Source organism: Pseudoalteromonas luteoviolacea S2607 (assembly GCF_001625575.1).
GTDB classification, from domain to species: domain Bacteria; phylum Pseudomonadota; class Gammaproteobacteria; order Enterobacterales; family Alteromonadaceae; genus Pseudoalteromonas; species Pseudoalteromonas luteoviolacea_E.
Genome location: NZ_AUXV01000017.1, coordinates 34,947 through 57,140, shown reverse-complemented (window position 1 = coordinate 57,140; position 22,194 = coordinate 34,947). Strand labels below are relative to the sequence as shown.

Sequence of the window (22,194 nt, the reverse complement as noted above, 5' to 3'; positions counted from 1 at the left end):
TGTTCTGTTCTGACTATTTTACGGACAGCGGCGATGGGGTCTCGACGCACGCGTTGTGAAAAAACACAGCTAATCAGAAAGAGTCAGTAAATAGGGGCTTAGACACAGCAATTGCTACTCTCAGACATGACAATGGATCAATTGCGCGAGTTGTTTGCACTCTTTTCATAAATGCGCTGGGGATTATGAATTTTTTTGCACAGCTCTCGTCCTGTATCTAGTCCTAGTCTTAAATAATCAAAAGAGAAGTAACGTGCTTGCTAATCTAATCCGTGCCACTTGGTGGCGTTTTGTTGCAACGGCCGTCACCAGTACTTTGTTTGGCCTTGCCAGTGTTGCGCTAGTTGCGCTGATCAATGAAATTATCAATAGCTCCGCGGAAGCGCGCTCTGAGCAGTTTATCTACTTTGCCATTTTGGCAATTTCAGGTGTTATCCTGCAGTTATGCTCAAAAATATTTGCAGAGCAACTGACGGAGCAAAGTCAGGCAACGGTAAGAAATCAAGTTGCTGAACATGTCGTCAATGCTGAGTTCAATGATGTGGAGGCGCAAGGTGCTGGTAAAATTAAATCGTGTTTAACGGAGCACAGCCTACGTGTGTCAGAGTTTTTCCAGCGTTTACCTGGGATTTTAACTAATGCCATGATAGTACTGGGCAGCTTTGCGTACATGGCTTGGTTAGATTGGCGCGTGTTTATATTTGCCGTGCTAACTCTGGTTGTGGGCTCTATCGGATATAGCCTTGCCAATGCGACGGCATTTAAAAAAGTGACTGAAGCGGCACGTGTTCAAGACACGTTGTATAGCCAATTTGACTCAATTTATGATGGTGCTAAAGAACTGAAGTTGCATAAATCGAAGCGTCGTATTTTTGTTGATCAGGTGATTGGAGACACCATAAAGTTACTGCGCACACGTCGCGTGCAAGGTGCAACTATTTATCATTATGCAGCATCTTGGGGTGGGTTCAGTATCTTTGCATTCATAGGAGGGGCACTGTACTTCTTATCTGGGCAAGGGAATGAAGCGACCAAGGTCATGTCTGGTTTTGCCCTGTTGTTCCTCTACATGCTGACGCCGCTTGAGGTGATGTTAGCCGCGATACCAAAAGCTGCAGCGGCTAAAGCTTCGGCCAACACCATTAGCGAAATGACGTCAAAAATGCATTTAATTGCGCAAACGCCTCAAACTCAATTGACAGCTTTCGACAAAATTGAACTAAAAGCACTTAGTCATGGATATTATCACGAGCAAAGTGACGAAGTGTTTGCATTAACCCCGATTGATTTGACGTTAATTCGAGGAGAGATAGTTTATCTCGTTGGGGGCAATGGCAGCGGAAAAACGACGTTTGCTAAGCTGCTATGTGGCTTATACCCTGCGAATGAAGGGGATCTATATGTTGACGAGAAACACATTAGTGCCGCGCAGTTAGACGGTTATCGCCAATTATTTAGTGCTGTATTCAGTGATTTTCATCTATTTGACAGACTACTTGACTGCCAAGACAAAGTCTTGCAAGAAAAGGGTAATGCGTTGATTAAAAAACTGAATTTACACCACAAAGTGGCAATTAAAGATGGCGCGTTTACCACTCAAAAGTTATCTCAAGGGCAGCGCAAGCGCCTAGCCTTGGTCGTGACATATCTAGAAGATAGGCCTTTCTACATTTTCGATGAATGGGCTGCCGACCAAGATCCCGTGTTTAAGGATGTATTCTACAAAGAATTGCTACCGGAACTCAGTGCAAAAGGCAAAACGATCTTTGTCATCACCCATGATGATAAATACTTCCACCTCGCCGATAGGCTCCTGCGGATGGAAAATGGCTGCCTAACAGAGTGTACCAATCACCTTGCTAGTAAAATGGTAGGGTAACGAGCAGAGTGAAAAGTCTTTGACGATGTATATTGAAGCGCAGGCTGTCAGTGTGCATCGTCAACGGCGGTCACATCATTTCCTTTTTTTAAAGTGTCGTATTTATCCATAACTCCTTACTTTTTCTCTAAAACCCACATTTATGTAATTTTTATTACTGAAATTTCGACTTTTTAAATAGAAAACAAATAAAAAGAAAATAAACGCTTTCTTAATTATGCAATTAATATGTACAATGATAATGATTATCATTGTTTATTAATTTAAGGAGGATGCTGTGTCTGCATCATTGGGTCGACTAGGTCGTTTTTCTCCACTTTATTGCGGTGTTGCTTTGGCACTGAGCGCACACAGTGGCGCTGCGCTAAGTGATGAGCAGCAAGAGTTGGAAAAAATAGTTGTTACCGGGCAGAAAATCGATAGAAGCTTGCAAGAAACGCCCACCAGTGTGGCTGTTATCACGTCAGCAGCTATGGAAAAAGAAAATATTCAAGACTTCTATGACATTACGATGCGTACCCCGAACGTATCTGGTGATCCGAGCACTGGTTATCGTATTCGTGGTATCGATTCATACACGATTACCGGTGGTGGCAACGGTGGTCTAGCGCGTATTTACGTTGATGGTGCAGCATTGTCTGAAGACATGACGGCAGCCGGTGCGTTTTCAACATGGGATTTACAGCAAGTTGAAGTATTACGTGGTCCTCAATCTACACTGCAAGGGCGCAGTGCACTGGCGGGTGCCGTGGTCGTTAAAACACGTGAAGCAGAGCATACTCCTTCTGGTAAAGCGCGCGTAATCTACGGACAAAATGGCGAACAGCAAGCAGCTGTGGCATTTGGTGGTAGTTTAATCGAAGATGAGCTGGCATTTCGCGTAGCGGCTGAGCATAAACAGCAAGATGGCCAAATATACAACCCTGTGCTGAACAAAACAATGGATGACAAAGAAAGTGATTTTGTGCGTGTTAATTTAGCGTACACACCTTCTGCAATGACCGAGCTAACGGCGCGTTTAAGTTATTCAAATTTCAGCAGTGAGAATGGCACGTTATTTCAGTCAAATACTTCGCCAGATGCCAAATACCCAGTAAACGATTTATTTGATAAAAGATATCTGTTCATTAATACCGATGCATACACGGAAAATGATTCTGAGCGTTGGGTACTAAACGTAGATTATGATTTGTCAGCTCAGTGGCAGGTTTCGTATACAGGCTCTTACAGTGACAGCGATTACACGCGTTTAAATGACAGCGATTTTGGTATTGTTAAGTCGGATGTATGGCAACAAAAAAATGATGACAAACGTCGTGGTCATGAGCTTAAGTTCACTTATTCAGGTGATAAGCTGAGTGGTATATTTGGGGCGTTTGTTGCAAATGATGACCGTAACATGACGACCGCATCTCAAATTAGTTATGGTTTCGCTGAGACTGGTGTGCGAGATCAGCTGATTGCCCAATTTACAAAATTAGGGTTACCAGCAGAAGTAATGGCTGATCAAGTGATTGGTATTTATCGCGCGGCAGGTGCTGATCCTGTGATGGTGAACGGCGCAACAAACCCAATTGAGGAAGTTGAAAACCAAGCGATCTTTGGTGATTTTGTCTATCAAATTAATGACCAGTGGTCGGTATTTGGTGGCGCGCGTTGGGATAAAGAAACACGTGCAAACTCATCCGTTGCAAGCCAAACCTTAGCACCTGAAACAACATTGCCGGATCCAAAAAGCTTTGCACAAAATCCTTTGATGGTTGAACTTATCACGGGTGTTAACCAGCTGATTGCAGCGAATGCACAGCGTGCATCTGGTGTTCAGCCTCGCGCTGAAGAGTCATTTACGACCTTCTTACCTAAAATTGGTTCGACTTTGCACATCGACGAAGATATGTCAGTGAGCTTGAGCTATCAAAAAGGTTACCGCTCAGGTGGCTTAGGTGTAAATACCACTAAAAATGAGATTTACACTTATGATCCTGAATATACACATAACTATGAGCTAAGCCTGCGCAGCACATGGCTTGATGAAACTTTGGTACTTAATGCCAATGCGTTCTATATTGATTGGCGTGATCAGCAAGTGCGTGTGCAGCTGTCTGGTAACCTATTTGACCTAGAAGTGGTTAATGCGGGTAAGTCTGAGGTAAAAGGCTTCGAAACCAGTCTCGATTATGCTTGGTCAGATACAACGAAGGTATTTGCTGGGCTAGGGTATGCCAAAACTGAAATCACGGATTTTGAATTTAATCGCTCAGAAGTTGTAACGGGTGATGATTTTGTTGGCCGTGCATTTCCAAAGAGTCCAAACTGGACTGCAAACCTAGGCGTTGACTATGACTCAGGCACTGGTTGGTTGGCAAATATCAATGTGAACTATCAAGACGGTGCGAAACAGTTTGCAGCGCCAGTTTATCAGACTGTTGATGAAAATGGCGACCGCGTATTGGACGACCCAGAAATTCCAGGTCGTACAATTGTAAATGCGCGCGTTGGTTATAAGCCGGCTGATTGGGGTGTCTTCTTAACGGTTGATAACTTACTTGATCGTGAATATATCAATTCACAAGGTAGTCGCCGTTGGAATTATGTTGAGCTGGGCCAACAGAGACAAGTGGCATTACAGTTAGAATACAGCTTCTAATCATTTAACCATCAAAAAAACGGTGCCATAGCACCGTTTTTTATGCCGAATTGTTATTGTCGCAAATGCACACACTCGGTTAATACCATATTGTGTGCGTACTGATAAAACACTGTGATTTCGAAGCCTTGTGGTAGCGTTTCATGAAGTGCCGATGTGAGTGCAAAACGTAACGAGTTTTCACTACAGTCTATTAGGCGTGCAGCATCGAATCCAAAAAACCTTTGTACTTGGCCGTAGAGGGCTTTGTAAATGCTTTCTTTGGCAGAAAAAACCAGTGTGAGCGGCTTGTCATGTAGCTGACCAAGCTGTGCAAACGCTTCGCTTTCATCTTCTCTCAGAATTTGACTTTGTAGCTCCAACTCTTGTTTGTCAGCCATGTAGTGCTCTATATCAATGCCAATGCCCAAAACATTTTCGGCATCGGTAACCATAGCCATTGCAATTCCTTTGCTGTGAGTAATGGCACCACGGATTTTTGCAGGCCAAATGGGCGCGCGATCTTCACCACTGTGAACTTCAAAATGGGTGATGCCAAGAGGAATCATTGCTTTTGCAGCACATACTCTACCTGCTAAGTATTCAGCTTTGCGTTTCGCTACTGCGCGTTGCAGCTTGTTGGGCAATGGTTGATGAAAATATATGTAATCGTCATCCTGATATTGGCTTGCATCAAATGCTCTAGAGTGAAATGAGTAAGGCAATATGGGTGTAAAAGGTGACTGTTCAGTGATGTGCATGTACAACTCCTCGGCTAAGCCAACGTAGTTTGGCTTATCCCAAAAGAGGATGCAAGTTTACTAACATTAACAAAAGCTTATTTGCCACTAACTGTGGCAAATATAGCAGGGTTAGTCAGGCTTATAGCGGATACATTTAGCATGTTGTAACGGCACAAATTTGTCTGCTCGCGAAAAATAGAGTACACATAAGTCATCCCTTATTTGCAGCTCAAATGCACTAATGGGCAATTGCGAAAGCTCAGCAGTCATCATAGCTGGGTTATCTTGCAATTTAGATTGCCCGGCTGTGATTATTAGCTGGGGTGTATGGGTAAGTACACTGTGAGCAAGTGTTGGCGGCTTGCCGCCTTTTAAGGTAACAATCGCTTGCTGTAACTCTGCAATTACCGAAGGCGACGTTTCGCTCAGTAAGGCCGGAGCAGGCTGAACTTTGTCGTTACTATGACAAGCACTCACAGAGAGTGCTATTGCCAAAGTAGTAAGCCATGATCTAGTCATTGGAAGACTCTTTCACTGGTGTATAGATGGCGCCCTGTCTCAATGGGTGATAAGGCAACGCAAAATCGTTACTTATATTTTGCTCTACAGTATTTTGAGTATCAGCAGTGCGCGACGCACGTGCCACAGTTACTGGGCAATTGCCTGTAGAAATATGATGCAACGCGCCAGCCAATAACCCTTCGGATTGGTCACCCAGTGCTTTGCTAAAGTCATCTGATATTTTGCACCCAGGTATTCTTGCGTCAAGGCCTATTTCGCCTACTAACTGTTCACTAGGCGTAATAATAAAACCGTCTTCGTAATCACCAAAGCCTTTATTGTTGGCTGACTTATTCTGGATAGTATAGTACACAGTCCCACAGTTTTGTTGTGGTACAAAGCCATATGGTTTACCGCGGGTATTACCACCAATTAATATCACTTCGACATCAATACCACGTAGTGCGTTAATAACACTTTCACTGGCTGAAGCTGTACCGCTGGTCGTAAGCAAGTACACACGTTTCATATTGGCTGCGGGTAATTTGTCGTCGTTATAGGTCAGTGTACTCCAGTTGATAGATTGGTCGACAAAACCCAGCGGTTCGTTTTGGGCACTGAGCTTATCGTTATGGGTTTTTACTGAAAAATTGCGGTTATTATGTTGATCTCCAGCAATCATATAGGCGACTTGTGAAGCTTGAAACACCAGGCCTCCGCCGTTATAACGCATGTCTAGCACCAACTCATCGAGGTTATTAAACTGATTAAAACCGCTGATGAGCTCAGGCTGTGCACTGGCAATAAATTGGTTAAATTGCATATAACCTATTTGCTTACCTTCAAATTCAAAAACTTGGGTTTTGCGCACAGGCTCTAATTCGAGGTCCAAGGCAGTTAAAGAAAGCTGTTTTTCTTCACCGTTTTGCCCGAGTAATGTGAGCGCAACCGTTTGGTCTTTAGCGGGAGAAAATGCGCTAATAATTTGATTGAATTGGGCTGGATCTTGGTTGTTGAATGTCGCAAAATCTAGATCTCCGACTTTGAGTAACCTGTCTCCACGCTCAACGCCCGCTTCGGCAGCTGGAGAATTTGCTGTGACATAGGCGACATAGGCCATACGAGTTTGCGGAATCGTCCAGTTAATACCAAAGCTGGCAGATACACCGTCTTGAGATTCTTTCTTAAAATCTTCGTAGCTTTCGCTAAAGTGAAACTCGTCTTTGTCCCTGCCACTAGCCGTGGTCAAAGGTGTTTTTAATTGTGCGAAATATGCCGCGACAGTTGAGAACTGATTAGGGTCATTGTCAATAATTTCGTCATACCAAAGGTAGGTCTCGTTACTGAAAGAGCGCAACCACATTTTTTCATGCATCGCTGTGCCAGCTGCATCTGGATAAGGGGTGTTCTCAAATGGGTCAATGCCCGAACGAGGTGTGGCACACAAATTTGCGAATTCACTGGAAGGGCGAAATTGACCAGCTTGCCAAGTTGGCGGTGTGGTTTGTGGGTCAGGCGGGACAATCGGGTTATTATTATTCGATCCGCCTCCTGAAGAACCCCCACATCCCGCGAGAAAGGCTGTCGTCATTGCTAAACCGATAGCAAGGTAGAGCTTATTTTTTTGTCTCATATCCCGTTCCTAATTGCTGCAGTGGTACCACTTCTAATAAAGACCTTATTAATTGGCACGCACTTTCAGTATGTATGTCCAATATATTTATTATGGGCTCAAATTATCAACTGTGATGCAAGATTACAATGAAAACACCTTAGATCTGTACCTATTTATGATAGATATTAGGATTTTCATTTTTTTCTAGGAACGCGTTTTATTCTGCCCAAAGAGAAAAGAGTTTACGCTGGCGCTCACTGAGTTTAAGGCCATAGGTTTTTTGCATATAAAAGTACGCCTGCGCGATTTGCTTTCGAGCATAATAGGGCGGTTCGATAACACGCTGCTTGAAGTCGATTTTTACTTCACATGCACCATGTTGATAAGGCATGTGGGGAAGTAACCCAAAGCGAAAGTTACTGCGGTCGGCATTGATTTCTCCGATTGCTGGCGCGAGGTTATGTATGTCGGCTTCCATTTGGCGAAATAGGGCGCTGACTTTTCGGCAGTTTTTGCGTCCACCATTTTGCCAGCACTGGAGCTGGTGGCCAAACTCCCAAGCAGGCACGATGTGCTCCCATTCTATTCGGGTTGCGCGCACATTTGGCTTGCCATTACGGGTAACGGGCTTTCTCGGTTCATAGCCGCAGCTAACAGGATCAGGGATAAGTTTCTTGCCCTGCTTTTTGATCTCACAACCGCAGTATATGGTTGTATCATGTGGAGCTAGCTGACGCGCTAAATATTTTTTTGCTTTATAAAAGCTTTCAAAAGATTGGGCGTGGACAGCTGTGGTGAACAGCAGTAATACCACGCCCAAAGGGATAACTTTGAGCATGCCTCTCACCTATGGTGGACTTCAGGACTGTACTCATAGTAACGAAATAAACGGAAATATGTGATTAATTACGTTGAATGCGCCTGCGTCGCCAAGGTGGTGATTGCAAGAGCAATATCATGCCACTGATACAAAACAGAACACTGGTCGCTGAAAACGAAATGAGCAATGGGTTGTTAAAGTCATCGCGCTCGTCGTAATCCATAATGTGCAGCATCCAGAAAAAGTCGAAAATTCGCCACAATGTGCTGCGTACCGTAATGACTTGGCCAGTATTGCTGTCTAGATATATTGTTGTACTAACCCAATCTTCATATTCAACGCGCCAAATATTCTGACGATATTGCACCTCTCTGGGACCTTTCTCTAGCAGCTTAACAGTTGCTGGTTGTGCGTTACCCAAATAATGGGCGTTTGCTTGTTGGCGAATTTGAGACTCAGAAGGTGGTTTCACCGGCATACCACTTTGTCCATCGAAAAAGTGGATGCTTTTGCCTGTGACTTTGATAATTGGGCGTTCAAGAAAGTGCGTATATTCAATTTTTTGTAAATTGACGATAGCGTGTTTAATGCTGTCTAGGCTCGCGGTGTAATCTGTAGCTTGAAAAGGGTTTTCCAACTGCCTCTGAGCTAAATGTTTACCGTGCACCATTTCTAGTGGAATAGCACTCATCACAAAACCACCAAGCAGCCAAGCAAAGATCTGCAGTGCAAGTAAATAGCCAAGGTATTTGTGTATTTTTCTGGCAGGTTTTAGGGCTGTTTTGTTCATTACTCTATTTTTTAGTCAAAATTGCTGATAGCTTATTGAAATTAACGTAAAATCCAAGGTGACAAATTGTCGCACCCAAAAGTATGACTTTGTGGGCTGGGCTGACGCCCATTATGTGGCAGTTTGCAGTTTGAACATTAAATTATTAGCGGGCTTAGGTCCCATCACAAAGCAAGGTAACGCACTCGCAATGTCAGAAATCCAATTTTTAAATGTCGATTTAGAGCTAGAGTCCAAACACGACATCTCCGCTTTGGTTGAGGATCTAAAGCGTAATGCTGTTGTATTACACTATGATAAAGATGAATATAGAGAGCTCGCTAGAATTGAATCTAGTGCTGAAGTCACCAGCCCTAATAAAGCGATTAACCACTTATGTGAGTTGATCGAGTCATGTTCAAAGGCTGCATTGAAGCAATGGCTGGGATGTAAAAAACGTACCTTTGATATTGGTTTTACTTCAGGCACAGCTCCCAAGTGTTACTCTCAGGCAATTGACGTTGATACGCTATTACGTATTTCTGCTATTGGTGCAGGTATTGAGATTACACTTTATCCCCTAGAAAAATAACTTCTCATCATGCGCAATATTGCTGTCAGTGCTGATCGTGGCCTGACAGCAACAAGCAACATTTTCCCAATCTTAATGTGCATTTAAGCGACATTTATTGAGCTTTTACTTAAGAACAAGATTTTAGTTCACGTTATGTTTAATTAAAAACCTATAATAGGTAAAATGTTGATATTAATTTAATTATTCAAAATAACTGAATAGGTTGTCTAAGTAACCATTCTAAGCTTGATTTCACATTTCTGAAATATTCTAATTTACAGCGTCAAATCCATTTCCAGAACTAATTTTAATTGCTTGTAATATAAAAGATAAATTAATTTTCAAGCCAATGCCTGTTGCAATATTTTAGGTGTGATTTAGAAGCCAAATTGACTTGTTTTTGCTGAATTCACAGTTTTGTAATCCTTATTATTGCGATAATTTATTATCCAGCTTTTTGATTAAATACTCGATAAAGTCTTATATATCATCGCGATAAGGGTGTTATGAATTTTTTCATGTTAATCTGTTATTAATATCTTGATAAATCTATTGTGCTGTTTTATCGTGGTGTTGCACACATAGTTGTTTATCTTAGGGTAAATAATAAACACACGGATTATTTCAAGGAAATGTTATGAATAAGTTACTTAAGTTTGCGGCGCTGAATTCAGCGATACTGATGACCAGTTCGGCGGCAATTGCCGATCAACTATCGAGCGTTAATCACGCTGCTTTGGGTTCATTAGAATCGATAGATAGGTTTAATTCACAAAGTGTACAAGTTGCAGATATCAAAAGAGTTGTGGCTCAGACTGTCGCTTTGGAATTAAGCGCTAAGCAAGCTGGTTGGTTAAATCAATTGAATAGTGCGCACAAACTGAGCTTTTCGGATTTAGACCTACCAGCAACGAGTGCGCAATTAAGCGCACAAGCCAGTGCACAAACTCGACAGTTAAAAGGATTATCTAGTCAAGGCGCCAATGTATACCAGCTGCGTTTAGCGGATGAGTCAATGTTATCGCAATGGCAAGGTGGCCAGGTACCTCTAATTGCTTTTGCACCTCGCGGTGAAGATACTGAATGGGTTCATGTTGAAGCATTCGATGCAAATGGTGAGCTACATTTGCTAGACGCACAAAAAATGCCGACACGACCAGTATTGGTTGTTGAGTTAGATAAACAACTCGTACAACGCGAAGGCATTGAAGTGATGCGTAGAGTTTTCAATCAAAATCGCGAACTTGTTGATGGCAACAGCAATATGCAGTCTTTAGGATTTGTGGAGCAACAAACAGCGGCGATATCTACTTCTGTCATAAGCCGTATTCGTTTGAATGATGACAAAGAGCCTTGGATCTCTGGTGCCGCAGAGGTCTATGCCGTTGTAAATGGGGTGAGCCCAACCCGTGACGAGCCAGCATTAGACGTCGTGGATTTACCTTACTTAGATCATGATGGTCAAGATTACACGCCGAATCAGATACTTATTCATTGGGAAAGATACCGTTGGCAGGCTGCTGACGTATTGTTGATGGAGCATGATGACAATACGAACTATCAAGAGCTTGCGACTACCTTTTTGAATATTGTGACGCAAGTAATGAGATTAATACCAGATCCTAACGTGCAAGGCTACGCGATTATTCCTCAGTTAACGAATGAGTTAATCAAGGCAATGCCGAGTCACTGGTTCACCAATGATGATGACTATGTTGATGTATTTTATACGTTATTTGAAAACCGCCAATACAACAATGTAATGGGCGCAAGCAATAACGCGAAAATGACTTTATCTCCCTTAACGATAGAGCCAAGGTAAGTACACTTGTAAATCGCGGCGGTGGTGGAAGATCAAAACGGTTTACAGGATAGGAAGAAGGTTAGCTTACCTTTATTAAACACTCACGTAGACTCTGCGCTGAGTATGTTGCGCGGCCTAATGGATTAGGCCGCTTTTTTCTTTACAGCTGTTTTAACACCTTAAAACAGCAACAGTATGTCTTACTAGTTACCAAATTTTCTCAACAAATTCTGGGTGGTCAATATACGGGTTACGATTGCCTTGGTATTCATAGGCCGCTTGGTTACGCGCACGTTCAACATCATCTACAGGATCCTGTTGATGCCAGCGTTTAAGCAGTGCAATTACCCAAGGTTCAAAAACCACATTCGTGGTGCCATTTAATACATCATTGCCGTAGCTAGACTTATTTTGCCAACCTGCAATGACATTTTCGTAGCGCGTCGCCATGTAGAAGTAAATACGTGCGATGTCTCCTTTGAACTGGTCGATGGGCTCAAATACCGTACCTGAGTAATTGATACCTGTGGCACTGCCTAACTTACTACCATTACTAGAGGTATAGCTGGCACTACCAACTTCACCAAATGGATAGCTATTGCGCTTTGCGTTTACAAACCCGTCTGACGCAAAAATATGATGCACATCAGAGTTCATTGGTTCTACTTTGCCACCAAACCAGCTCTTGGGGAATGAGTGTTCTCGGTTGTAGCAATCACCTTCGCCTCGGTAGCTACCACATTGATCGCCTACCGCTGTAAAGTTCACGGTATCGGCAGCCGTTGGCTTTTCAGAATATCTATCCAACACGGTATTGTCTTTCTCGAAGAAGCTGTCGCGTTCGTACTGATCAATAAAGGACCACAAGGCACTGTAACCTCGATTGTTGTGATCTTTAATGATCGTATGTAATTGAGATTTTAATGTAAACCCAGATAGGCCTGCGGCTGATGCGTAGTAACCTGTTGGGTCTTGGCCACCGCCTCCGTCACCACCATCATTGCCTAAAGTGAATTGTTTTTGCTCTTGATTGCTAAATTGACCACCAGAAACCAGCACTTGATTATTGTATGTAAATTCATAACTACCATTGCCCTGTGAACAGCAAATACCATCTCCATAGCTATCAGAAATGATGAAAGTGTAGGTATCATCTGCTAAACACAATGACTCGGTGTATGTCGTGGTATTAGCATAGCCATTACCACTTTTTACTACTTGCCCTTGCTTGTTCTTCAACTCCCAACTTGTTTCGCTAGCGTAGTTATCGGTTACAAGCTTAAATTGGACTGAGTTTAGTTGGCACTGGGCTGGAGGAGGTGGGGGAGTTGTTGTTGCATCACTTGGGGTAAAGTGGTCTACATATACCACTTCTGAGCCATCAAACCCGCTTGTGTCATAAAATCGCAAGCCTACTTCAATGTTTTTGCTGCTGCTAGCTGTATATTGATAGGTTAATTGTTGCCATTGGCCAGTTTGATTTTCGTTGGAGTAACCTCGATAACCATCAACATATAACCTTGCCTTTACATTGCCCTCAGTATGGTAAACCCATGTACTGAATGTATAACTTTGTCCACCTGTGACAGAAATCGTCTGTCGCAAGTCGGTACTGCCCTGTGTTGCTGTATTTACAGTAACCGCAGCGGCGCTTTGACCGTCCTTTGTGGGTGAACTTACTTGGCCAAGTGTAATTCCAGTGTCAATGGTAGACCAATTACTCGGCGTACTTTGTTGCCAATTTTCGAAGCTACCATTACTGATTTCAGCGCTTACTGTTGGGCAAACTAACCCAATTAAAACAGCAGTCTTTATACTGAACCTGTGATTTTTACGGTGTTTCATTTTTCTCTCTTATTGTTTTGAGTAGGTTAATTAAGGTCAGATAATGTACTTGATGGTTATTAAAATGTTAAATAACTTTTGATCAAAAAATGATCGCCACTTTTAATCTGTTTTATTTGGAGTTTTTTTCTTTTCATAACTAAAAGGAATAACAAAGCAGATACTGTTCTTTTTTTTGTGAGATAGGAACAGTATCCTGCATGCTATAAAATGACCTGAGCAATCAGGTGCGAGAGCAAGTAAATCGAAATGGGTTACGGGGAATAATCAATGTTGTTAAGTCAACTGAGTGCTGCGGCAAGTCCGCTTTCACAAGAACAACTGCAAAAGTTACAAGGGTTGGTGGCTGAGCTCAATCCAATTCAACAGGCTTGGGTGAGTGGTTACTTGGCTGCAAATGCCAATACTGCGGCGCTCGGTGGCGTGATCGGACAAGCGGCTACACCTGCACAAGAAGCTGCACCACTTACTATTTTATATGGTTCGCAAACAGGTAATGCCAAAGGTGTTGCAGCGCAACTTGAAGCACAGGCAAAGGCACGTGGTTTAACGGCGAAGCTTGTTAACATGGCTGATTATAAGCCGGGTAACTTGAAAAAAGAAAAGTTCATCGCTATTGCTGTATCTACATATGGTGAGGGTGAGCCACCTGAAGACGCAGAAAATCTGCATGAATTTTTGGTCGGCAAAAAAGCGCCAAAGTTAGATGATGTGAAAATCGCCGTACTTGGCTTGGGTGATTCTAGTTACGAGTTTTTCTGTCAAACTGCCGTTGATTTTGAAGAGCGCTTGCAAAAATTAGGTGCGCAAAGCGTTGTGGCAAGAGCTGACTTAGATGTCGATTATGATGAGCAAGCCGAAGCTTGGATCGCATCCGCTTTAGATGCATTTGAACCAGAATTAAAAGCTCAACAAAGTGCGGGTGGTGCAAATGTCGTAAGTGCTCCGTTTGGCGCACCGCAAACTGCACACAGCCAATATACAAAACAAAACCCTTTTACCGCTGAAATTTCGTCAGCAGTTAAGATTACTGGGCGTGATTCGACTAAAGACGTACGTCATATTGAAATCGACCTTGAAGGGTCTGACATCAGCTATCAAGCCGGTGATGCACTTGGTGTGTATTTCTTAAATGACGAAGCACTCGTTGATGACGTGCTCAAGGCTTTAAATATTGCAGCTGAAGACGAAGTAAAACTAGGCGAAGATACGTTTAGTGTTCGAGATGCATTAGTTGAAAAGCTCGAGTTAACACAATCTTACCCTGGTTTTGTCGAAAAATATGCTGCGGCAACTGGGAATGAGGAGCTCGCACAGTTGGTGACCGACAAAGCGGCACTACGCGAGTATCTAGATGCCCGTCAGATATTTGATGTGATTAAGCAAAACCCAAGCGACATTGCAGCCCAAGCTCTTGTGGACTGTTGTCGTAAAATCCAAGCGCGTTTGTATTCAATTGCTTCAAGCCAAGCAGAGGTAGAACAAGAGGTACACTTGACCGTGGGACTCGTTGAATTTGAAGCCTTTGGTGAACAACACTATGGTGGCTGTTCAGGTTTCTTAGCACATCGTGTGGAAGAAGGCACAAAGGTCAAAGTATTCAGCGAACACAATGATAACTTCCGTTTGCCAGCAGACGATAACACGCCTGTAATCATGGTTGGCCCTGGTACGGGTATAGCACCTTTCAGGGCGTTTTTACAGGAGCGTGATGCGCGTGAAGCGGAAGGTGAGAACTGGTTGTTCTTTGGTAACCCACACTTTACACAAGATTTCTTATACCAAGTTGAAGTTCAAGGGTATGTGAAATCTGGATTGCTAAATCGTGTTGATTTGGCATTTAGTCGGGACCAGGCAGAGAAAATTTACGTCCAAGATCGTATTCGTGAGAAGGGCGCAGACGTTTTTGCTTGGTTAGAGAAAGGTGCACATTTTTACGTATGTGGTGATGCCACACGTATGGCTAAAGATGTACACCAGGCACTGTTGGACATTGTTAAGACCCATGGTGGAAAAGACGATGAGCAGGCCGAGCAATATTTAAAAGAGCTGCGTAGTGCTAACCGTTATCAAAAAGACGTCTATTAATAGACGTCATCACGCACTTATTTTCCGTCACAGCATACGATTTTAGGAATGACAATGAGCAACCAAGATTACAAGCCAAATAGTAAGCACGATCCCGATGCTAAATTTGCTGACAACGAGCGATTAAAAACCGAAAGTGAACACTTACGTGGGACCATCGAAACTGATTTAGGTGATCAGTTAACAGGTGGTTTTACTAAAGATAACTTTCAGCTGATCCGTTTCCACGGTATGTATCAGCAAGATGACCGTGATATTCGCGCTGAGCGCGCTAAGCAAAAGCTTGAGCCGCTACATAACGTCATGCTACGTGCACGTATGCCTGGTGGGATCATCAAACCAGAGCAGTGGTTAGCAATTGATAAATTTGCAGAAGACAAAACCTCTTACGGAAGTATCCGTCTTACAACGCGTCAAACTTTCCAATTTCACGGTGTTTTAAAGCCGCACATTAAAGAAATGCACTTAACACTTCACGATGTTGGTATTGACTCGATCGCAACGGCGGGTGACGTAAACCGCAATGTGTTATGTACAACGAACCCTGTTGAGTCTGAGTTACACCAAGAAGCGTATGAGTGGGCAGCTAAAATTTCTGAGCACCTCCTACCTAAAACGCGAGCTTATCTAGAAATTTGGCTTAATGGTGAGCGTAAAGACTCGACAGAGTTAGAGCCAATTTTAGGTTCAACGTACTTACCGCGTAAGTTTAAAACAACTGTTACGATTCCACCAAACAACGAAGTTGACGTACATGCGAATGATTTGAACTTTGTGGCAATCGCGGAAGAAGGCAAGTTAGTTGGTTTTAACGTGTTAGTCGGCGGTGGTTTGGCAATGACGCACGGCGATGTGAATACTTATCCACGTCGTGCCGATGATTTTGGTTTTATCCCGCTAGAGCACACTTTAGCCGTAGCTGAGCACGTAGTGAGTGTGCAGCGTGACTGGGGTAATCGTGTAAACCGTAAAAATGCCAAGACCAAATATACGCTCGATGCGTTTGGTATTGATGCTTTCAAGGCGGAAGTAGAAAAGCGTGCGGGTGTTGAGTTTGCGCCAAGCCGTCCATTCGAGTTTACCCATCGTGGCGATCGTTTTGGTTGGGTTGAAGGCATTGATGGCAAGCACCACTTAACGCTGTTCTTACAAAGCGGTCGTATTCTTGACTATCCAGATAAGCCGCTAAAAACAGGTTGTCGCAAAATTGCAGAGATCCACAAAGGTGATTTCCGCATGACTGCGAACCAAAACCTGATCATTGCTGGCGTGGCAGAAGAAGACAAAGCACAGATTGAGCAAATTGCTCGCGAGCACGGCTTGATTGATGACACACACACAGAGCAAAGAAAGAGCTCTATGGCGTGTGTTGCACTACCGACGTGTCCTCTTGCAATGGCTGAAGCAGAGCGCTACTTGCCAGACTTAGTTGAAAAAACGGAAGCATTGCTTGCGAAACATGAAATCGCCAACGACGACATTATTTTACGTGTTGTTGGATGCCCGAATGGCTGTGGCCGTGCCATGTTGGCGGAAGTGGGCTTGGTAGGTAAAGGTCCAGGTAAGTATAACGTATATCTTGGTGGTAACCGTGAAGGTACGCGTGTACCTAAGCTTTACTTGGAGAACGTTGGTGAAGAAACATACCTACCTGCATTGGATGAATTAATTGGTCAGTGGGCTTCTCAGCGCAACGAACAAGAGTGTTTTGGTGACTTTGTGATTCGCAAAGGCATTGTTGCAGAAGTGAAAGTTTCTAAAACGGATTTCCACGCTTAATTAATGGGCGCTTAGCGCCCGACAATAGGACAAGCTATGAGCGAGTTTAAGCAAATATTGACGTTAGATAAGGCAACACAACAAGCATTGCTTGCTGATGCTAACGGCATGTTGGTACAAAAAAGTGTCGAAGAGCGTGTTGCTTGGGCACTTGAAAACTTGCCTGATACCCATATGCTGTCATCCAGTTTTGGTATTCAGGCAGCAGTGATGTTGCACCTGGTATCACAGCAAAAAAATGATATTCCTGTGGTCTTAACTGACACCGGTTACCTATTCCCAGAGACGTATCAATTCATTGATGATTTGACACAAAGGTTAAACTTAAACCTTCAAGTTTATCGCAGTGACTTTAGTCCAGCGTGGCAAGAGGCTAAGTTTGGCAAATTGTGGGAGCAAGGTGAAGAAGGGATTAAGAAATACAATACACTAAATAAAGTTGAGCCCATGACACGAGCTTTGAAAGAGCTGAATGTTGGCACCTGGTTTAGTGGGTTACGCAGACAGCAGTCGTCCTCTCGTGCTGACAAGCCAGTTTTAGAGATCAGCCGAGGCAGTGTTAAAGTGTATCCGATAATTGAATGGAATAATCGAGATGTATATCAATACCTAACGAAACATGACTTGCCATATCACCCTCTTTGGGAGCAAGGCTATGTGTCAATGGGGGATGTACACACAACCCGAAAGCTTGAACCGGGTATGACCGAAGAAGAAACACGTTTTTTTGGGTTAAATCGAGAGTGTGGCCTTCATATTGATGGTGATGGGATTTAAATACTTGTAATACTGTTACTAATTTTTTTGCTCAAACAGCTGCTCTTATCGAGTGGCTGTTTTTGTTTGTGTGTCACTAAATATTGTTATTTAAGGATTGATAATTTTCTACTCAATTGTCAAACTCTAGCTCAGAAAGGGCTATACTTTAAGGGTGTGGCCTCAAGAAACAGGGAGTGCCTAAATGAAATATTCCAGTTACCTTATGATTATGATCATGCTTATCGGGCTTGGTTCGCTGTTTATCATTAAACGACCGGATGGAAAACCGTGGCTTAGTGTCGATATGATTTTTGGCGATGCGCAGCAGCAAGCTAGTGCACTGTTAGATCAGTCAAAACGTGAGTTAGGCAAGGCGGTCGATTCAGCTAAGAAAGTGCTTAATGATGAAGAGCAAACAGCAACTTCACAAACAACAATTTATAAGTGGCAAGATGCAAAAGGAAATTGGCATTATTCAGACAGGCCAAATAATCGAGTAAACAGTCAAGTTCACACGCTTGATCCTACTAAAGTGACGATTATGGCTGCTGAAAATACTGAGATCTTGGAGCAACTACGTCAAGAAAAAAGCCCCACTGAAGGCAAGATTGATGTAGATAATATGAAGCCTACAGATGTGAAAAAGCTGGTTAAAGATGCACAGAATGTGCAAAAGCTCATGGATCAGCGCGCCAAAACGCTCGAAGATATTTAACACTAGAAGGTGCGATGAAAAGGCTGCATGATGCAGCCTTTTTTATGTCAGACTAGCCAAGGTCGGCCTTGAGTTGTGTTGCCACTTTGTCTGCAATAGATAAGCTTGCTGTAAGGCCAGGAGATTCTATACCGAATAAGTTTATCAATCCTAAAAGACCATGTCGCTGAGCCCCCTCGATTTGAAAGTCTTGTTGGCCTTGGCGCTGAGTTTTTGGCCGTATGCCTGCGTAGTCTACTTGTAAGCGGCGTTTATCGACTTGTGGCCAATATCGTTTTATCGTCTGATAAAAGGTGTCTATGGCATTGGCGTCAGTATCGTAATTGAGTTCATTGATGAAATGTGTGTCTGGGCCAAATCGCAGTTGTCCTGCTAAATCTAAAGTGGCGTGAATGCCCAAGCCATGCTCTTCTGGAACTGGGTAAATCAAGTGTTTAAAGGGGTGTTTACCTTGATAGCTAAAATATTGGCCGCGGCAAAAGTGAAGCGGCGGCACATTAATGGGCACCACCCCCTCAATTAAGCTTGCGTTTTTCTGAGCAAATAGCCCGCCTGCGTTGACCAGCTTGTGACAATGCAATTCAAAACGCTCGCCATCACAGCTCAGTGTTACACTGAACCCGCCACCTGTTTTGGGGGTCGCGGCAAGGAATGTCGTGCATGGTACATACTGCCCTTGATTGCGCTCTAGTTGCCCAAGAAGTGACAGCATAAATTGATGGCTATCTAGAATACCGGTAGAGGGAGAATATAAACCAGCAATGGTATTTAGTTCAGGGGCTTTTTGCGATAGCTCTTTGTTGCTCAACCAGTACAGGTCATCAACGCCATTGTTTTGAGCCTGCAACAATAAAGACGCTAACTTTTCTTCTTCTTGGGGAGTTTGGGCGGTGAGGACTTTGCCTATTTTAGCATGTGGAATGGCGTATGCCTCACAGTGTTGGTAGAGCTTCGCCTTCCCTTCAACGCAAGTTTGTGCTTTTAAACTGGCGCTTGGGTAATAGATACCTGCATGGATAACCTCGCTATTTCTGCTACTGCTATGCTCACCAAAATGGTGTCCTTGTTCGATTAGGATGACCTCACTATGCTGGCTTAACCGAGCGGCAATGGCCAGCCCGATAACACCAGCACCGATTACCAAAGTATCTACTTTTTCCATTTTTATTTACTCCAAAATCGGATGCCTTGTTATTCACTGTGTCGCAACATTAACATAAGTAGGCTTATGATATTTCGAGGCATTTATCAGTATGCTAAGGTGGACCTGAGCTTACTTAACAGCACGTTCAATGACCGCTGCGGTCATTCTTGAAACACAACATAGCTCGCCTTTAGCATTGGTTATTTTGACTTCCCAGACTGAAGTACGCTTACCTAAATGAAGCGGCTTCGCAGTTGCTGTTAAAAGGCCATTGCGAGAGGCTTTGAGATGATTGGCATTGATCTCTTGTCCTACACAATAAAAGCGCTCAAAATCAACTACGAAGTTTGCGGCATAACTGGCTACGGTTTCGGCTAACGCGACATTGGCACCGCCGTGGACCATGCCTATTGGATTGTGATGGTGTGGGGTGGCAGGCATTGTTGCGACAAGGTAATCATCGCCAATTTCGCTAATTTCTATTCCAAGTGTCGCCATTAAAGAGCCTTTCCCATGAAGCCCTTTATCTAAAGACTGACAGAGCGTTTTAGTGATCGGTCTATACCAAATACTCATGAATAAATACTACCTAAGTTAGCCAAAAGAAATGGGCTTTCGGCCCGTTTTACTGTCAACCTGAGGTTGTTTCTTGCGTTTCTTGTTGGACTGCTTTTTCGTTGGTGTTTGGCTTGAACTTGTGGCCTTTTGTGGTTTTTCGACAGGAGTAGCCGGTTTAGGGTTTGGTGTCGCCCCTTCAGCTAAAGTCAGTAAAAATGTATCGCCATCAAAATAGAGGCTATCGCCTGAGTACATTTTTTTACGCTTTTGAGTACAGAGCTCGTTATTGACCGCGACATACCCCATCGCTATTAGCTGCTTGGCTTGTCCACCGGTCTCAGCAAAGTCTAGTACCTTTAGTAGGTTACAAAGTTCAATCGGCTCTTCTTCGAGTTCAATTTCGATGTATTCTTGATTCATATCACAACTCTAAAAACGTCTTTGCGACAGTATACCGCGCAGACAAGATGAATGACGAAACTTTTTCGTGAATGTGCTGGTCTTTAATGTAAATGCAGCAATTGGTGTGTATTTTGCTTGCAGTTTTAATTAATTCCATTATGACAACACAGGGAGACCTACGATGGGTATTCGCTCTGCATTAAAAAAAGAATTAATGAATTTAGATGCGCTGGGGTTAATGACCGCAGATGATGTGCGCGCATATCTAAATGCTCACCTTAAGAGAGCGAAAGACAAAATCGCGTTGATTTCGCGGTTTAACACGCATCATAGCCAAGTTCAGGCGGGGCTGCCGAGCACCGAGAAGGGCTTAAAGTTTGAAAGGCACCGCTTATTTAAAGACGTCTTATACCCTAAATCTGTAGTGCAAAAGTGGGCAGCGCAAACCCAATAGTTTCGCTTTTATAGTGCGCTATGATGATGCATATTGGCACTCATTTGGCGCGCTATAGGCAGAACATCTGTTGCTTTAAACTCAACAAGTCCGTTACGACCTAGGCAGTACCTCTTGTACCTTCTGTGTGTAATGTAAGCTTTTATTGATATTTTCCAGCGCAGGCTCGAAAGGAAGCACAAAACCACTCATGGTGATCACTGGAAACTCATTGATAAGATTCGCATACATTTTTTGGGTTTCAGGTAACAGTAAAAAGTCGATAAATGCCAATGCGTTTTTCCTGTTTGGCGCATGCTTAGCGATGGCTGCCGTAGTCGTCGAAACCGGTGTCTTACCATTTGCCATTTGCAAAAAGTGCATTTCAAGTTGCGTTGCAAGTTTGACATCTTGTTTGTTAGAAGACTGCTTCATCATGTGCCAATAATAATGGTTTGCCAATGCAAATTGACACTGGCCCTTTGCTAAAGCCCGCAACTGATCTCTGTCTCCTCCTTGAGGGCGCTTGGCTAACAATTTGTTTGCCTTTTTTAGCCAGTGGGTATTAGCGGGGTTATCACTTGCTAATAGACTGGCAAACAAAGTGCGATTGTAACTGTGGTGCCAATCTCTAACACAAAACTGCCCCGCAATCTGAGGATCGCTGAACTGTGTAAAATGATTCGGTATACGGGTTGTTACGCTGCGCTTTGAAAATAGGGCACGCGTGCGCATAGAAAGGCTTACCCAGCGCTGATCTGGATCTTTAAACTCCCCTGGGACTTCGGGCCATCCTTGCAAGCCAGTCATCGGTTGCAGTAGATCCCGATGTGCACTGAGTTGCACGAGGTCTGAACTCAATATGACATCGGCTCGAGAGTCTTTTCCATCACTACTGAGCCTAGAAAGTAAAAACTGTGATTTGCCGTTTACGAGGTTAACGCGTACGCCACTTCGCTCTTCAAAGGCGTCTAACATCGGTTTGATTAATTCATATTTTCGAAACGAGTAAACGTTGAGTTCTTCGTTTTTGGCTAAAACTTGGGTACTTAGTAGCAAAATGGGGTAAAAATAGCAAAGTTTACTTTTAATCATCGCGAATAAGAATTATTATCAAGTGGTGCAATGGTACAGTGTTAT

Annotated in this window: 19 protein-coding genes; 9 read left to right on the top strand and 10 right to left on the bottom strand. The window is 43.3% G+C overall.

From position 1 onward, the window contains the following. Positions 1 to 253 precede the first annotated feature (253 nt). A complete protein-coding gene (locus tag N480_RS10375) occupies positions 254 to 1,879 on the top strand; it encodes a cyclic peptide export ABC transporter (protein WP_063372428.1) in 1,626 nt (541 codons plus the stop codon). Between the two features lie 277 nt (positions 1,880 to 2,156). Next, a complete protein-coding gene (locus N480_RS10370) occupies positions 2,157 to 4,526 on the top strand; it encodes a TonB-dependent receptor (protein ID WP_081231824.1) in 2,370 nt (789 codons plus the stop codon). Positions 4,527 to 4,579: 53 nt separating this feature from the next. On the opposite strand, the gene N480_RS10365 is transcribed toward N480_RS10370, so the two are convergent. From N480_RS10365 to N480_RS10345, 5 genes are all read right to left on the bottom strand, one after another. Then, positions 4,580 to 5,266, bottom strand: coding sequence for a 4'-phosphopantetheinyl transferase family protein (locus N480_RS10365; RefSeq protein WP_063372427.1), 687 nt, complete (start codon positions 5,264 to 5,266; stop codon positions 4,580 to 4,582). A 111-nt stretch (positions 5,267 to 5,377) separates the two neighbouring features. Then, on the bottom strand, positions 5,378 to 5,767 hold the full coding sequence (locus N480_RS10360) for a hypothetical protein (RefSeq protein WP_063372426.1): 390 nt from the start codon (positions 5,765 to 5,767) through the stop codon (positions 5,378 to 5,380). Then, complete coding sequence (locus N480_RS10355; protein WP_063372425.1) at positions 5,760 to 7,382, bottom strand: S41 family peptidase; 1,623 nt, start codon at positions 7,380 to 7,382, stop codon at positions 5,760 to 5,762. Before N480_RS10355 ends, N480_RS10360 begins: the two co-directional genes overlap by 8 nt. 199 nt (positions 7,383 to 7,581) lie before the next feature. After that, a complete protein-coding gene (locus tag N480_RS10350; RefSeq protein WP_063372424.1) occupies positions 7,582 to 8,202 on the bottom strand; it encodes an endonuclease in 621 nt (206 codons plus the stop codon). 64 nt (positions 8,203 to 8,266) lie between these two features. Beyond that, the gene (locus N480_RS10345; protein WP_063372423.1) at positions 8,267 to 8,974 is read right to left on the bottom strand and encodes a PepSY domain-containing protein; all 708 of its coding nucleotides are present in this window, start codon (positions 8,972 to 8,974) and stop codon (positions 8,267 to 8,269) included. 190 nt (positions 8,975 to 9,164) lie between these two features. Here N480_RS10345 and N480_RS10340 point away from each other — a divergent pair, with 190 nt between their 5' ends. Together N480_RS10340 and N480_RS10335 are read left to right on the top strand one after the other, a co-directional pair. Further along, on the top strand, positions 9,165 to 9,545 hold the full coding sequence (locus tag N480_RS10340; RefSeq protein ID WP_063372490.1) for a hypothetical protein: 381 nt from the start codon (positions 9,165 to 9,167) through the stop codon (positions 9,543 to 9,545). Between the two features lie 619 nt (positions 9,546 to 10,164). Next, positions 10,165 to 11,349 carry a DUF3103 family protein gene (locus tag N480_RS10335; RefSeq protein ID WP_063372422.1) on the top strand — a complete coding sequence of 395 codons (1,185 nt, stop codon included), beginning with the start codon at positions 10,165 to 10,167 and terminating at the stop codon, positions 11,347 to 11,349. A gap of 189 nt (positions 11,350 to 11,538) precedes the next feature. On the opposite strand, the gene N480_RS10330 is transcribed toward N480_RS10335, so the two are convergent. Then, the gene (locus N480_RS10330) at positions 11,539 to 13,176 is read right to left on the bottom strand and encodes an endonuclease (protein WP_063372421.1); all 1,638 of its coding nucleotides are present in this window, start codon (positions 13,174 to 13,176) and stop codon (positions 11,539 to 11,541) included. A 270-nt stretch (positions 13,177 to 13,446) separates the two neighbouring features. On the opposite strand from N480_RS10330, the gene N480_RS10325 reads away from it, so the two are divergent. From N480_RS10325 to N480_RS10310, 4 genes are all read left to right on the top strand, one after another. Continuing rightward, a complete protein-coding gene (locus N480_RS10325; protein WP_063372420.1) occupies positions 13,447 to 15,264 on the top strand; it encodes an assimilatory sulfite reductase (NADPH) flavoprotein subunit in 1,818 nt (605 codons plus the stop codon). 54 nt (positions 15,265 to 15,318) lie between these two features. Continuing rightward, on the top strand, positions 15,319 to 17,043 hold the full coding sequence (cysI, locus tag N480_RS10320) for an assimilatory sulfite reductase (NADPH) hemoprotein subunit (RefSeq protein WP_063372419.1): 1,725 nt from the start codon (positions 15,319 to 15,321) through the stop codon (positions 17,041 to 17,043). A 36-nt stretch (positions 17,044 to 17,079) separates the two neighbouring features. Further along, positions 17,080 to 17,820 (top strand): phosphoadenylyl-sulfate reductase, encoded by a 741-nt coding sequence (locus N480_RS10315; protein ID WP_063372418.1) that lies wholly within the window; start codon positions 17,080 to 17,082, stop codon positions 17,818 to 17,820. A 184-nt stretch (positions 17,821 to 18,004) separates the two neighbouring features. Next, positions 18,005 to 18,517, top strand: coding sequence for a DUF4124 domain-containing protein (locus tag N480_RS10310; RefSeq protein ID WP_063372417.1), 513 nt, complete (start codon positions 18,005 to 18,007; stop codon positions 18,515 to 18,517). A 52-nt stretch (positions 18,518 to 18,569) separates the two neighbouring features. On the opposite strand, the gene N480_RS10305 is transcribed toward N480_RS10310, so the two are convergent. The 3 genes from N480_RS10305 to N480_RS10295 all read right to left on the bottom strand — a co-directional run bounded on the left by N480_RS10305 (position 18,570) and on the right by N480_RS10295 (position 20,639). Next, entirely contained in the window at positions 18,570 to 19,679 is a 1,110-nt protein-coding gene (locus N480_RS10305; protein ID WP_063372416.1) for an NAD(P)/FAD-dependent oxidoreductase, read from the bottom strand. Positions 19,680 to 19,790: 111 nt separating this feature from the next. Next, positions 19,791 to 20,237, bottom strand: coding sequence for a PaaI family thioesterase (locus N480_RS10300; RefSeq protein ID WP_063372415.1), 447 nt, complete (start codon positions 20,235 to 20,237; stop codon positions 19,791 to 19,793). A gap of 18 nt (positions 20,238 to 20,255) precedes the next feature. After that, complete coding sequence (locus N480_RS10295) at positions 20,256 to 20,639, bottom strand: RNA-binding S4 domain-containing protein (protein WP_063372414.1); 384 nt, start codon at positions 20,637 to 20,639, stop codon at positions 20,256 to 20,258. Between the two features lie 163 nt (positions 20,640 to 20,802). Between N480_RS10295 and N480_RS10290 the strand changes: the two genes are divergently transcribed. Further along, positions 20,803 to 21,075: a hypothetical protein gene (locus tag N480_RS10290; RefSeq protein WP_063372413.1), complete on the top strand. Its 273-nt coding sequence runs from the start codon at positions 20,803 to 20,805 to the stop codon at positions 21,073 to 21,075. A 93-nt stretch (positions 21,076 to 21,168) separates the two neighbouring features. Here the strand turns inward: N480_RS10290 and N480_RS10285 are convergent, their stop codons facing one another. After that, entirely contained in the window at positions 21,169 to 22,149 is a 981-nt protein-coding gene (locus tag N480_RS10285; RefSeq protein WP_063372412.1) for an extracellular solute-binding protein, read from the bottom strand. Positions 22,150 to 22,194: the final 45 nt, after the last annotated feature.